Genomic DNA, 13,338 nt, shown 5'->3' with positions numbered 1-13,338 from the left:
ATCGACGAATTTTCTCCCGGGGAGGCGGTGTCCCCGTGGATGTCGTAACAGATAATTCGTCCGCCCCTGCGGGCTCAATGGCGTTTGGTGATCACGACCGGTTTGATCTCGGTGGGTATACCGTCCAGCGCCGATACCGGGATGCCGAGAACAGTGGCGGTAACCTCCCGTGGAATCGAATTCAGGGCAGCGAGAATGCCGATATCGTCGCTTGTCTCCGGGGCGCTGGTGTTGAAGACGATAAGTAGTTCGAGTGGGGCATCGGCGCGGGCATTTTCGAAATAGTGAAAGAACCCCTGCGGGGCGAAGACCAGGTCGCCCGCGTGTGCTTCGAATACATCGTTGTGGTAGCTGCCGTCCGGATGGGTACCCATGACAGTCCATTTCGCGCTGCCGGAGATGTGGTAGTTGAGTTCCCACGCCGTGGGGTGCCAGTGCGGTTCGCGGACGCCTCCGGGCTCGAGCCGCACGAAGTACGCCGCACCGTTCTGACCGGCCAGCACCGGGAAGTTCTGTTCGTGGGCTCCCTGCAGCGTGCCGCCGTCGTAACGGTCCGGTTCGGCGGCGGTGAGGTGGAACAGATGCGCGGACTTGTTCAGATTGGCATCGATGCTGCCGGCACTCGGTAGTTCGGTCCGCGCAGGCTCGGCGCAGGCCGCGGCGGCTGTCAAACCCGCACCGAGCGCCGCGCCGCCCAGCATTGCCGCGCCGGTCCCGATGGCAGCGCGGCGGTTCACTGCCGGTGTTTCGTCAGGACGATCGCTCGACATGTCGCTCCGTTCCACACAGATTGGTCGCGGTCAACTCCGGGCAAATGCATCGACGGGGGCGCTCGACAAGGAAGCGTACCCAGGGTCGAGCCGCCGGCACTGGAGCGACTCCCGAACAGATGGACGCGCCGGGAGTGGTGGAACAGCAACGGCTTACGTAGCGCTGCGAAGAAGACATCGATTTCTGTTGTGGCGCTCAGCTTTTGACGACCCTTCCGAGGCCATCCGCTATCGAGCCCGTTTCACCCCCGCCGAAGGGGGTACCCCAGCGGAGTACCCCCTCGAAACCGCCTCTGATCAGGCGAGTTTCAGGCTGCGCCCGATGATCTCCTTCATGATCTCGGTGGTGCCGCCGTAGATGGTCTGGACGCGGGCGTCCATGTACGCCTTGGCAATCGGGTACTCGCGCATGTAGCCGTAGCCGCCGTGCAGCTGCAGGCACTTGGTGATGAGGTCGACCTGCTCCTCGCTCGACCACCACTTGGCCATGGCGGCCTCCTCGACGGTCAGCTTCCGGTCGTTGAGCAGCTCGATGCAGCGGTCCACGAACACGCGCACGGCGGTGGTCTTGGTGGCCAGCTCGGCGAGCACGAAGCGAGTGTTCTGCTGGGCGCCGATCGGCTTGCCGAACGCCTTGCGGTCGCGCACGTACTGGCAGGTCAGGTCCAGGCAGGCCTCCATGGCGGCGGCGGCCATGACGGCGATGGACAGGCGCTCCTGCGGCAGGTTCTGCATCAGGTGGACGAAGCCCTGGCCCTCGCTGCCCAGCAGGTTCTTGCCGGGGACACGAACGTCGGTGAAGGACAGCTCGGCGGTGTCCTGCGCCTTGAGCCCGATCTTGTCCAGATTGCGGCCGCGCTCGAAGCCGGGCATGCCGCGCTCGACCACGAGCAGCGAGAAGCCCATCGCGCCCTTCGACGGGTCGGTCTGGGCGACCACGATCACGATGTCGGCATTGATGCCGTTGGTGATGAAGGTCTTGGCGCCGTTGAGGATCCAGTCGTCGCCGTCCTTGACCGCGCGGGTCTTGATGCCCTGCAGGTCCGAGCCGGTGCCGGGCTCGGTCATGGCGATGGCGGTGATGATCTCACCGGAGCAGAAGCCCGGCAGCCAGCGCCTCTTCTGCTCCTCGTTGGCCAGCTCCAGCAGGTAGGGCGCGATCACGTCGTTGTGCAGACCGAAACCCAGGCCGGAGTAGAAGCCCTTGGTGACCTCCTCGGTCACGATGGCGTTGTAGCGGAAGTCCAGCACGCCCCCGCCGCCGTACTCCTCCGGCACGGCCATGCCGAGGAACCCCTGCTTGCCGGCCTCCAGCCAGACCGAGCGATCGACGATGCCGTCGTGCTCCCACTGCTCGTGCCGGGAAGCCACATGCTGATCGAGAAACTTACGGAACGACTCCCGGAACAGCTCGTGTTCGGGTTCGAAAAGAGTGCGCTCCACGCCAACCTCCTACAGTGACCACATCGGCACCATCGCCTGTGCTCATTACCGTACTCGAAAGTCGAACGGAGGTTAACTTCACGGGAGAAGAAAGCGGTCCGAACTGCGACAGTCGCCATTGACGTCGCGGAACGGAGCTGCTGAACCCCGGTAAACCTACCGGGAAATCAGGGTGGTGCTCAGAGGCCGAAGCGGCCCAGGGTGCGGCCCAGCAGGCTGCGACCGCGGTCCCGGTCGCGCTCGGCCAGCAGGAAGTCCAGTTCACCTTCCAGGGCCTTCTTCACCACGGTCTGCAGCTCGGTGGCGGCGGCCTCGAGATCCTCGGCGTCACGCCACGGGCTGGTGTCGATCGGGGTGCCGAGGGAGTAGTAGAAGCGCTCGGGCTTGGGCACCAGCGTCGGACCGAGGCCGCGGATCAGCGGCGGTGTCAGATTCGAGCGCAGGCCCAGGCCCTCGACGGCCTTGCGCAGCGGCAGCATGACCGGGTGATCGCCGTCGAAGACGATGTCGTAGATGTCGTCGCCGCCGACCATGGCGATCGGGACGATGGGCGCGCCGGTCGCGATGGCCATCTTGGCGAAGCCGGTGCGGCCCTCCCACAGCAGCTGGTACTTCTGCCCCTTGCCGCGCATGGCCTCGCGGCCACCGCCCGGGAACACCGCCACGGCCTCGCCCTGTTCCAGCAGCGTGGTGCAGTTGTGGCGGTTGCCACGCACGATTCCCCAGCGGTGCAACACATCTCGCAGCCCCGGCACATCGATGAGCACGTTCTCGGCGAGCCCCCGCACCAGCCGATCGTGCTGCTTCAGAATCTCGTGCGCGAGCAGCGGGGCGTCGGTGCCGCCCGCCAGGCTGTGATTGCCGACGAGCAGCACCGGGCCCTGCTCGGGGAAGTTCTCCATCCCGTAGAAGCGCGGGCTGAACCAGGACCGCGACGGGGCGACGAGCAGATCGATGATGCGGCGATCGGCATCGGTGAGATCGACGTGCAGTGGCGCGCCGTCGGTCAGCCCCCTGGGCGATTCGGTGTCGGACCATTGATCGTCATGACGAGTCAAGACAAACCCTCCCTGCAAGAACCTTCGATAACGGCATCGTAACGAAAGTCCGCGCAGGTCACCGAATCAGGGTTAGAACAGGTTCGAGCGCCCGAATGAGACAAACTCGGCTTCGAGTTCCAATTTGCCGGAATCGGTGAAGAGGTCGTACTCCGGTTTGCCGCGACCGGCCCAGCGATAGATCGGCTCGGCGGTGTGCCAACGCTGTTCCTGGAGTTCGCGTTTGAGCACCTTGTTGGAGCCGGTGACGGGCAGATTTCCCGACACCCGCAGCAGCCGGGGCGCGCCCTTGCTGCCGAGATCGTCCTGGGCGCTGAGGAATTCGGCGAACTCGGCGGCATCGAATGCGGCCGGGTCGGCCACCTCGATGGCGGCCATCACCTGGTCGCCCGAGCGGGCGTCGGGGACGCCGTAGACCGCGGCGGCAATGACCGCGGGATGCCGCCGGATCACCTGTTCGATCAGTAGCGTCGAGGTGTTCTCGCCATCGACGCGAAGCCAGTCGCCTTTGCGTCCGGCGAAATAGAGGAATCCGTCCGCGTCGATATATCCGAGATCGCCGGTCCAATACCAACCGTTCCGCAAACGTTCGGCATCCGCGCCATCGTTTTTGTAATAGCCCTCGAAAACGAGCGCGCCCGCCTTGTCGATCATCTCGCCGACCGATTCGTCCGGATTCAAGACACGACCGTATTCATCCAATTCCGCTCGCGCGCAATCGGCGAGGGTCTCCGGATTCACCACCGCCACCCCCGGATGGGCCGGACGGCCCAGCGCCGCGGCCGGCGCCGCCGGGTCGATGGCGGCCAGGGCCGGGCCCTCGCTGGAGCCGTAGCCCTCGAAGAGCTCGGCTCCGAAGCGGCGGCGGAACTCGGCCTGGTCGGCCACCGACGCCTCGGTGCCGAAACCACGGTCCAGGGTGTTGTCGGCGTCGTGCGGACTCGCCGGGGTGGCCAGCAGGTAGCCGAGTGCCTTGCCCACATAGGTGAAGAAGGTCGCGCCGAAATACCGCACGTCCGAGAGGAATCCGGAGGCCGAGAACTTCGGGGTGAGGCAGACGGTCGCACCGTTGGCCAGGGCCGGAGCCCACAGCGCCATGATGGCATTGCCGTGGAACAGCGGCATGCAGCAGTAGTCGACATCCTCGCGCACGTGACCGAACTTGTCGGTGGCCGCGTACGCGATCACCGCCAGACGGCGCTGCGTGCACTTGACCGCCTTGGAGGTGCCGGTGGTGCCGGAGGTGAACAGCAACAGCAGCAAGGCTTCCGGGCCCGCGTGGGCGGCGGGCTCGACCCGGTGCGCGTCGATCCGCTCGGCGTAGGCCGGATCGTCGACCAGCAGGAACCGCTCGGGTTCCAGGTCGAGATCCAGCCCGCGCAGGCGGGCCATCCCGGCCGCGTCGGTCACGATCAGCTGGCAGTCGACATAGCGAATGTCGGCCTCCAGCTGGGCGCTTCCGCGCGTCGGGTTGATGCCCACCAGGGTCGCGCCCGCCAGTGCGGCGGCGCCCAGCCAGAAGACGAAGTCGGGCACATTGTCCAGCAGCACCCCGATGTGGAAGGGCCCGTCGCGCCGCAGTTCCCGGGCCAGTTCGGCGCGTGCCGCCGACTCCCGCACCACCGCGTCCCAGGTCCAATCCCGGTCGCGGGTCCGCACTCCGAGCCGCTCTTCGCCGAGGCGGTCGAGCAGCATGGTCGCGATGTCCGCGCGACGCCGGGGTTGCTCCGGCGACCCCGTCGGGGTCTCCGCCGACACGGCCGGGGGTGCCACTGATAGGTCCGTCATGTCCGATTCGCCTTCCATATGCCGAGTCTCGCCGCTGTCAGACGGCCGGGTGCACGAGTTCGACGTATTCCCTGGGCAGCTCGTCGAACGACAGCTTGCGGATCTCCACCGGGCCCGAGTGGTAGGAGTCCTCGCCGACGATCAGGCCGTTCGCATCGACCGGCCACAGCAGCAGCTGGCGGAAGGTGATCAGGTAGTCGGCGGCGGGATCGTCGACGGGAATGCCGATCTGGGCGGCGTAGGCGCCGGGGTAGATCTGCTTGAGGAAGCCCTCGGTGACCACGCAGTCGTCGTCCACCAGCAGGCGGTCCAGCTCGAACTCCAGGATGTTGGACTTGCTCTCGACGAAGGCCGAGTAGTAGGCGTGCACGGTGTCCCACCCCTTCGGGCCGACATCCTGGCCCGCGTTCCAGAAGTGGTAGTCCGGTTCCGCGACCAGGGTGCGCATCAGACCGTCCAGGTCGGGGGCGGCCTCGGCCTTCATGTGCTCGATGACGATGCCGAGCACCTGGCGGTGGCGCTCGTTGGTGGTGACGGCCAGCCGCTGCTCGAGCAGCTCCCAGGTCTTGGCCGGATCGACAATCGCCATGGTGTGAATCTCCTTCTCCCGCACCGGTTGTGCCCACCGATCGTCACCGAACGACGTGACCCGGATCACCCGCCGCCCGTCGCGGGTATCACCGCCTTCACCCGACACCTGTCGGATCGGGCGGCATCCGGCCCGCCAACTGCGCGGAGGACAGCGTCATGCGCCGGACCGTCAGCACCAGGGTGGCGGTGAACCGGTCCAGCGCCTCGTCCACATCCCAGCCCATCACCGCCTCGACCTGCGCTATCCGCGCGGCCACCGTGCTGTGATGCAGGTGCAGTTCGGTCGCGGTGCGCCGCAGGGTGCCGAAGACGCAGAACGCCTCGAGGGTGTCGACGGCCAGCGCTCCTGCCTCGGTGGCGGCGAACTCGTTGATCCGCATGACATCCGCCGTCCCCAGCAGCCGCTGCACCGGCAGATCCGCCAGCAGCTCCAGCGCCCCCAGCCGTTCGAACGCGATCACCCGCCGCCCGTGCCAGGTCGACGACGCGAATCGCATCGCGCGGCGCGCCTGCTCCCACGAGGTGGCCGCCGCGAACGCCGGCAACCGCTCCCCCACCCCGATCCACGGCCCGCCGGTGCCCGCCTGCGATGCCGGGAACGACTGCGCGACAGCAGCATTCAGGATATCCGACAGTCCCCGGTCGACCATCGACGGACGCCCGGGCCCGGTCGTGACCGGCACCGCCGAGCTACCGGCCGCGAACACGGACCGGTCCGAAGCGACAGCCGGCCGGCGCATGGTCTCCCCGGCACCACCGGGCGGCGCGAAATCCTGCACCAGCACCGCGGTCGTCGCCCCGATCACGGCCTGCCGCAGGATCGGCACGTGCTCGCCGATGATCCGTACCGCGTCCGCCGCGCCCGGCCCGGCCACCGCCAGCACCCGCGTCGCCCGCGCCGGATCCAGCCCGAGCAACCGCATGGCCCGCACGCGATCCTCACGCCGTTCCTTCTCCGACAGCACCACTTCCAGCAATGCGGGATCGTCCATCCGGAGCGGATTGGCCGCTTGCCGCACCGACACCACGCGCAGACAATGCCGCAGCCGATCCAGCACCACGCCGTCCAGCGGATGCGCCGCGGCCGGCGCCACCTGCCGCTCCAGCCAGACGGCGAGATCGGTCCCGACCGCGTCGGCGGGTGTGCCCGCGGCGGGCAGCAGGCGGCCCGCGGCGTCGTAGCGGATCACGGTCCCGGACGGCCAGCTCGCCCCGACCGGGCACTCGGCCAGCAGCGCGGCGGCTCGCACGACCGTGTCGGCATTGGCGGCGGACTCGTCGAAATCGTCGAAGTGCGCGATGACCCGCAATACCGCGGTCGAATCAGCGCCGAGCTCGGACAGTCGCAGCGGGTTCGGGGTCGGCGCAGGCTCCATCCCGCTGCTCCCTCCACTCTGATGGGATATCCCCCAGACTCGCAACCGCTCGGCCGAATTCGTCACGAATCAGTCGAACCGTCCAACTGAGTGGGACGCGACAACGCCGAGTGGTCAGGCGCGAAGGAACAGTCTGAGCGATTCGTCGACCACCGCATCGCGGGTGCGGTGGTCCGGGTCGGCCTCGGGGCGCAGCCAGATGGAGGCGTGGTTGAGGATGCCGTGCAGGCAGTGCAGGGCCACCGAGGGGTCGGGGCAGTCGAAGGCGCCGGAATCGATTCCGCGGTCGATGACCTCGCGGAAGAGGCGGTCGTGGCGGCGGCGCATGGTCTTGATGGCCTCGGAGTGCTCGCTCGGCCAGGGGGCGGGGAACGAGAAGAGCTTGCCGACCTCGGGATACAGCACGGTCAGCACATGCAGCTGGGCCCCGATCAGGACCCGCAGCTGCTCGGCGGGCGGCGCGTCGGCGGCGGTGTCCAGGGCCGCGCGGAGGCTGGTCAGGACATCGGCGGTGAGTTTCTCCAGGGCCGCGGACACCAGCGCGTCCTTGCTCGGAAAGTAGTGGTAGAGCGTGGCTTTGGCGATGTCGGTGCGCTCGGCGACGTCCTCGAACCGCATGCCCTGATAGCCACTGCTGGACAGGATCTGCAGCGCGGTCGCGATCATCTCCGCCTTGCGGCGGTCGCGCCGGCGTGCCGCGCGCCCGGCGGGGGCGGCGTCCGCGTCCACGGTCGAAGTCATCGCTCGATCATAGGCGGCGCTCGGGTCGGTTGTTCCGACCACAAAGATGGTTTACCGACTAGCCAGATCAAAACTCGACCCATAGGTTGGGAAACGTGACGGAGACGAGCGCACCCGAGTCCAGCTACTTCCGGCGAGTCGGCGAACACCGATTCGCCCCCACCCGCCACGCGGGCGGCGCATGGGCCGACGACGAACAGCACTTCAGCCCGGTCGGCGGCCTGATCGTGCACGAGATCCTGCGCGCCCGCGCCGATCGTCCGGGTCTGGTGCTGAGCCGCATCAGCTTCGACATCCTCGGCCGGATCGGGTTCGAGGAGTTCGAGATTCGCGTCGAGACCGTCCGGCCCGGCCGCACCATCGAGCTGGTGCAGGCCACGGTGACCATCGGCGGCCGCAGCGTGGTGAGCGCCCGGGCCTGGTTCCTGGGCGTCCAGGACACCGACAGCGTCGCCGGCGGTGAACCGGACCGGCTGCCCGCGCCCGATGAGCTGGAGTCCTGGGAGCTCGGTTCGCTCTGGTCGGGGGGCTACATCGCCTCCATCGACACCCGGCCGGTCGGTATCCCGCAGCCCGGCCGCACCACGGCCTGGATCACCACCTCCCTGAACCTGGTCGCGGGCGAGCGGTCCGAGGCTCTCGCCTCCTATATCGCACTGGTCGACACCGCCAACGGCATCGCGGTCCGGCAGGAGCCCACCAAGTGGATGTTCCCGAACGTGGACCTGACCATCCACCTCTACCGGCAGCCGGAGGGCGAGTGGACCGGCCTCGATACGACGGTCGCCTTCGGCCACACCGGGCAAGGACTGACCAGCACCGTTCTCCACGACGTCCGCGGCGCGGTCGGTTACGCCCAGCAGATCCTGACCGTGCGCCCGCAGCCCTGACCGATCGGGCCCTATAGTCGATGGGCATGACCTTCCAAAGCGACAGCAGCACAGTGCCGTCGATCGTCCTGAACGACGGAAACGCGATTCCGGCGCTCGGTTTCGGAGTGTTCCAGGTCGCCGACGCGGAGGCGTTCGACGCCGTCACCGCGGCACTCCAAACCGGTTACCGCAGTATCGATACCGCCGCGATCTACGGCAACGAGGTCGAGGTGGGCCGCGCCATCCGCGAGTACGGGCTGCCGCGCGAGCAGGTCTACGTCACCACCAAACTGTGGAACTCCGAACAGGGCTACGACTCCACCCTGCGCGCCTTCGACGCCAGCATGGCGCGGCTCGGAATGGACTATCTGGACCTGTATCTCATTCACTGGCCGGTGGCGCAGGCCGGTCGGTTCGTCGATACGTTCCGGGCCTTCCAGACCCTGAAGTCCGAGGGCCGGATCCGGTCGATCGGCGTCTCGAACTTCAACCGCGATCACCTCGAGCGCGTCATCGACGAGACCGGCGAAACCCCGGCGGTGAACCAGATCGAACTGCACCCGCACCTGGCGCAGACCGAGCTGCGGGCCTTCCACGCCGAGCACCGCATCGCGACCGAGGCCTGGAGTCCGCTCGGTCGGGGCGCGGATCTGAAGGATCCGGCCATCGTCGAGATCGCGGAGGAAACCGGCCGGACCCCGGCGCAGGTGATCATCCGCTGGCATCTGCAGCTCGGCACTGTGGTGATCCCGAAATCGGTGACCCCGTCCCGCATCCGGGAGAACTTCGATGTCTTCTCCTTCGAGCTGACGCCCGGCCAGCTGGCCCGCATCGACAGCGTCGACCGGGGCAATCGGATCGGCCCCGACCCGGCCACCCTCACCGCCGGCCTGGACGTCTGAGCCCGCCGGCTATCGAACGGCCTGCTGCTGGTGGGCGATTCGATAGCGGCCGGGGGTGGCGCCGACGAGGGCCGTGAAAGCGGTGATGAAGCCGCTGGGATTCGACCATCCGCACGCGTGCGCGACCTGCGTCGTGTCATGGCCGTCGGCGAGGAGGACGAGGGCGTGATAGACCCGCACCTGGGTGCGCCACTCGTAGAAGGTCATGCCGAGTTCGTTGCGGAACAGCCGACTCAGGGTGCGGGAGCCGGCTCCGGCCGCCCGGCCGAGATCCGCCAATGAGCTGTTGTCCCCTGGGTTTTCGTACAGCATCCGCGCAAGGGCCTGCAACCGATCATCGCGGGGCTCCGGCAGTTGCAGTGGCTGCTCGCGCGCTTCGCGCAGTTCGTCGACGAGGACGCGATGCAGCCGGGCCCGCGCGGCGCGGTCGTACTCGCGGGTGCCGGTGAGTGCGAGCACGACTTCGCGGGCCAGGTCGGAGGCCAGGAACACGGCGGGATGGTCCGGTATCAGCCCGGCGAGCGCGGGCGGCAGGAAGACGATCCGCATGTCGGTGTGGCCGTGGGCGCGGTGGTAGTGCGTGAATCCCGCCGGCGTCCAGGCGATTCGATTGGCCGGGACGATCGAGGTGCCGCGTTCGGTGTGCACCGACAGCACGCCGCGCGCCGCGTACACCAGGTGCCCACGCGAATGGGAATCGGCCGAACTCGCCGCCCCCGACGACCAGAGGTGGGCTCCGCCGGACGGCCACAGCCGCGACTCGAGAGGTTGGCGGCTATCGGGCATAGCTTGGCATTCTATCGGTAGCCCGCCAGCCCGCCGGTCGGCAACAGTGGATGCATGAACACGATGACGCGAGTGAATACGACTATGCGAGCGGCGATCTGCGGCCGGGCCGGCGACCCCGAGGTTCTGGAAATCCGCGAGCTGCCGATCCCCGAGGTCCGGGAGGGCTGGAGCCTGGTGCAGGTGAAGGGCGCGGGTCTGAACCGGTCGGAGCTGCGGACCCGGCAGGGGCATTCGCCCAGCGTGCGCTTCCCGCGGGTACTCGGCATCGAATGCGTCGGAATCATCGCCGCCTCCACCGATCCCGCGCTCCCGGAGGGCTCGACCGTCGCCGCGGTCATGGGCGAGATGGGCCGCGATTTCGACGGCGGCTACGCCGAGTACGCCCTCCTGCCGAACTCCCTCCTGATGCCGATCACCACCACCCTGCCGTGGGAGATCCTGGCCGCCCTCCCCGAGTCCTACCTGACCGCCCAGGGCTCACTCGACGCGCTGGGAATCGAGCCGGACACCAAGGGCCGGTTGCTGATTCGCGGCGGCACCTCCTCGGTGGGCATGGCCGCCGCGTCGATCGCCGTCGGCCACGGCATCGAGACCGCGACAACGACGCGGCAGCCCAGCAGGATCGACGCCCTGCGTGCGACCGGCGTCGACCATGTGCTCGTCGACGACGGCGAATCACTGGCCGCGAGCGTGCACGCGATCTGGCCCGACGGCCCGGACTACGTCCTGGACCTGGTCGGCGCCCGCACCGCGGTGGACTCGCTCCACCTGGTCCGGCGCGGCGGCACGGTCTGCGTGTCGGGCTCGCTCAGCGGATGGCTCATCTCCGATTTCGAACCGATCGCGATGATCCCCTCCGGCACCAGGCTCACGGCCTTCCACAGCAAGAACCGCGAAGGCGGTGCGGGAACGCCTGTGCTGCAACGGATCATCCACGACATCGAATCCGGCGCCTACCGCCCCACCATCGACCGCAGCTTCCGGCTCGACGAGATCGCCGCCGCCCATCGATACATGGAAAACAACCAGGCCACCGGCAAAGTCGTGATGCTGCCCTGAGCCGCCGCGCACCGATGTTCAGGCAGGCTGCCAGAGCTCGATCCGATTCCCCTCCGGATCGGTCACCCAGCCGAACCGCCCGACCCCCGCCATATCCTGCGTCTCCTCGGCCACCTCCGCCGCGCCCTACACGTCCCCGCCTCATCAACCGTTGGTGGCACGTCCACACGATTCAGTCGCCGCTGGGGCAAGATGCCTGGCATGAAGGTGATCCTCTTCGGAGCGACCGGCATGATCGGGCACGGGGTTCTCGACGAGTGCCTGCGGGACGAGCGGGTCGAGCAGGTCCTCGCCGTCGGGCGCAGCTCGCTCGGTATCGAGAACCCCAAGCTGCGCGAGCTGGTCCAGCCCGACCCGACCGATCTCTCCGCGATCGCCGGCGAGCTGCCGGAGTTCGACGCCTGCTTCTTCTGCCTCGGTGTTTCCTCCGTCGGCATGGAAGAGGAGGACTACCGCCGGATCACCCACGACCTGACCCTGAAGGTCGGTCGCACGCTGGCGGCCGCGAACCCGAAGCTCACGTTCATCTACGTCTCCGGCCAGGGCACCGACAGCAGCGAGAAGGGCCGCTCGATGTGGGCGCGAGTGAAGGGAAACACCGAGAACGACCTCCTCGCACTTCCCTTCCAGGCGTACATGTTCCGCCCCGGATTCGTCCAGCCCATGGACGGCGTGATCTCCAAAACCCCGCTGTACCGCGCCGCGTACGCGGTCACCGGCCCACTGATCCCGCTGCTGAAGCGGCTGGCCCCGAACGCATTCAACGACAATCGCGAAATCGGTCGCGCCATGATCACCATCGCAGCCTCCGGAGCGGACAGCCACGTCCTCACGCCCCGGCAGATCTCCGCACGAGCCGCGCAGTAGCGAGACCGTCCACTCCGGCCGGTTGCCGCGCGAGGCCACGACTTCGGCGGTCAACGAGGCCCTCGAACTGACCGCCGCCATGTCACCGGCGGCGGTGTGCCAGATCAGCCGTTGCACTGCGTGGTCACGGTGCGCCATTCGTCGTGCGTGCCGACCGCGCTGCCGACGGGCGGTAGGCCCGAGGGCCCGGTCGGCAGCGCCACACATGACCGGTCGTCAGCGGAAGCCGCCGTAGGGCACCGTGATGATCTCCAGTCCGTGGCCGTCGGGGTCGTTCCAATAGAGGCCGCGCCCACCGTCATTGGTGTTGATCTCACCCTCGAGGGTGTGGTGGGGGTCGGCCCACCAGGTGAGGCCGCGGTCCTTGATGCGGGCGTGGATGGCGTCGAACTCTGGCTCGGAGACCAGGAAGGCGTAGTGCTGGGGGTGCGGGGTGCCGCCGCCGTCGGCGAAGTCGAGGGAGACGCCGTTGTCCAGGACGACCATGAGGAACGGTCCGGCGACGACGGGGGCCGGGAGGCCGAGGATGTCGGTGTAGAAGTGGGATGAGACCTGCTTGTCCGAGCAGCGGACGATGGTGTGGTTGAGGTGAACACTCACAGTGCTTCTCCTGATCGTGTTGTGCCGGTTGGGTTCCCGGTTCATCTGGGTCGACGCCCTCATCCGCGCCCTGCAACTCGCGCCCCGAGCCGGCTTCGCGAAGCTCGGCGCCACGCTCGGCATGCACGAGCGCACCGCCACCCGCCGCTACCGCCGCCTCCGCCGGGGGGAGCCTTGCGTATCTTCGGCATGGTCGACCCGATGGCGGCCGCACATCAATTCTGGCAGGTCCGCGTCCGCTGCCGTCCCGACGCCTCGGAATCCCTGGCCACCGCACTGGCAGCCCGCGACGACATCACCTGGGCCGTGGTGACCGCCGCCTGTCCACCCTGATCCGCACCCGAACCAAGAAGTGGCCGAGTCTGGAACACGGACCGTTCGACACTGGTGATCAGCAAGAGTGGATGCTTGTCCAGTCGCGCTGGGCAGTGCGGTGGACGGGTGTTCGTCGTGCTGATCTCGGGCGTCAGTGGTTGCGGGGC

14 protein-coding genes and 1 pseudogene are annotated in these 13,338 nt (G+C 67.9%); 6 read left to right on the top strand and 9 right to left on the bottom strand.

The window, feature by feature from the left end:
- Positions 1-74: 74 nt before the first annotated feature.
- From ACFXIV_RS26960 to ACFXIV_RS26930, 7 genes are all read right to left on the bottom strand, one after another.
- Positions 75-737 carry a cupin domain-containing protein gene (locus ACFXIV_RS26960; protein ID WP_379398742.1) on the bottom strand — a complete coding sequence of 221 codons (663 nt, stop codon included), beginning with the start codon at positions 735-737 and terminating at the stop codon, positions 75-77.
- Between the two features lie 330 nt (positions 738-1,067).
- Complete coding sequence (locus ACFXIV_RS26955) at positions 1,068-2,213, bottom strand: acyl-CoA dehydrogenase family protein (RefSeq protein ID WP_379398740.1); 1,146 nt, start codon at positions 2,211-2,213, stop codon at positions 1,068-1,070.
- 179 nt (positions 2,214-2,392) lie between these two features.
- Positions 2,393-3,271 (bottom strand): lysophospholipid acyltransferase family protein, encoded by an 879-nt coding sequence (locus ACFXIV_RS26950; protein WP_379398738.1) that lies wholly within the window; start codon positions 3,269-3,271, stop codon positions 2,393-2,395.
- 72 nt (positions 3,272-3,343) lie between these two features.
- Positions 3,344-4,966: an AMP-binding protein gene (locus ACFXIV_RS26945; RefSeq protein WP_379398795.1), complete on the bottom strand. Its 1,623-nt coding sequence runs from the start codon at positions 4,964-4,966 to the stop codon at positions 3,344-3,346.
- A gap of 130 nt (positions 4,967-5,096) precedes the next feature.
- Complete coding sequence (locus tag ACFXIV_RS26940; protein ID WP_379398794.1) at positions 5,097-5,648, bottom strand: nuclear transport factor 2 family protein; 552 nt, start codon at positions 5,646-5,648, stop codon at positions 5,097-5,099.
- Between the two features lie 97 nt (positions 5,649-5,745).
- The gene (locus ACFXIV_RS26935; RefSeq protein ID WP_379398736.1) at positions 5,746-7,026 is read right to left on the bottom strand and encodes a PucR family transcriptional regulator; all 1,281 of its coding nucleotides are present in this window, start codon (positions 7,024-7,026) and stop codon (positions 5,746-5,748) included.
- Positions 7,027-7,140: 114 nt separating this feature from the next.
- The gene (locus ACFXIV_RS26930; RefSeq protein WP_379398734.1) at positions 7,141-7,767 is read right to left on the bottom strand and encodes a TetR/AcrR family transcriptional regulator; all 627 of its coding nucleotides are present in this window, start codon (positions 7,765-7,767) and stop codon (positions 7,141-7,143) included.
- A gap of 95 nt (positions 7,768-7,862) precedes the next feature.
- Here ACFXIV_RS26930 and ACFXIV_RS26925 point away from each other — a divergent pair, with 95 nt between their 5' ends.
- Together ACFXIV_RS26925 and ACFXIV_RS26920 are read left to right on the top strand one after the other, a co-directional pair.
- The gene (locus ACFXIV_RS26925; RefSeq protein WP_379398732.1) at positions 7,863-8,657 is read left to right on the top strand and encodes a thioesterase family protein; all 795 of its coding nucleotides are present in this window, start codon (positions 7,863-7,865) and stop codon (positions 8,655-8,657) included.
- Between the two features lie 26 nt (positions 8,658-8,683).
- On the top strand, positions 8,684-9,541 hold the full coding sequence (locus tag ACFXIV_RS26920) for an aldo/keto reductase (RefSeq protein WP_379398730.1): 858 nt from the start codon (positions 8,684-8,686) through the stop codon (positions 9,539-9,541).
- 9 nt (positions 9,542-9,550) lie between these two features.
- Here ACFXIV_RS26920 and ACFXIV_RS26915 read toward each other — a convergent pair whose 3' ends face one another.
- Positions 9,551-10,327, bottom strand: a complete 777-nt coding sequence (locus ACFXIV_RS26915; RefSeq protein WP_379398728.1) for a helix-turn-helix domain-containing protein — start codon at positions 10,325-10,327, stop codon at positions 9,551-9,553.
- Positions 10,328-10,381: 54 nt separating this feature from the next.
- On the opposite strand from ACFXIV_RS26915, the gene ACFXIV_RS26910 reads away from it, so the two are divergent.
- Both ACFXIV_RS26910 and ACFXIV_RS26905 read left to right on the top strand, forming a co-directional pair.
- Positions 10,382-11,389, top strand: coding sequence for a zinc-binding dehydrogenase (locus ACFXIV_RS26910; protein ID WP_379398726.1), 1,008 nt, complete (start codon positions 10,382-10,384; stop codon positions 11,387-11,389).
- A 201-nt stretch (positions 11,390-11,590) separates the two neighbouring features.
- Complete coding sequence (locus ACFXIV_RS26905) at positions 11,591-12,256, top strand: epimerase (protein WP_379398725.1); 666 nt, start codon at positions 11,591-11,593, stop codon at positions 12,254-12,256.
- 216 nt (positions 12,257-12,472) lie between these two features.
- On the opposite strand, the gene ACFXIV_RS26900 is transcribed toward ACFXIV_RS26905, so the two are convergent.
- Positions 12,473-12,856, bottom strand: a complete 384-nt coding sequence (locus ACFXIV_RS26900; RefSeq protein WP_379398723.1) for a VOC family protein — start codon at positions 12,854-12,856, stop codon at positions 12,473-12,475.
- A gap of 1 nt (position 12,857) precedes the next feature.
- On the opposite strand from ACFXIV_RS26900, the pseudogene ACFXIV_RS26895 reads away from it, so the two are divergent.
- Both ACFXIV_RS26895 and ACFXIV_RS26890 read left to right on the top strand, forming a co-directional pair.
- Positions 12,858-13,007: pseudogene (locus tag ACFXIV_RS26895) on the top strand (hypothetical protein); the annotation flags it as partial.
- Between the two features lie 50 nt (positions 13,008-13,057).
- The gene (locus ACFXIV_RS26890) at positions 13,058-13,189 is read left to right on the top strand and encodes a hypothetical protein (RefSeq protein WP_379398796.1); all 132 of its coding nucleotides are present in this window, start codon (positions 13,058-13,060) and stop codon (positions 13,187-13,189) included.
- The last annotated feature ends 149 nt before the right edge of the window (positions 13,190-13,338 follow it).

Origin of the sequence: Nocardia sp. NPDC059236 (assembly GCF_042754085.1) — a bacterium.
Lineage (GTDB): Bacteria > Actinomycetota > Actinomycetes > Mycobacteriales > Mycobacteriaceae > Nocardia.
This window is presented reverse-complemented; position numbering and strand designations above follow the sequence as displayed.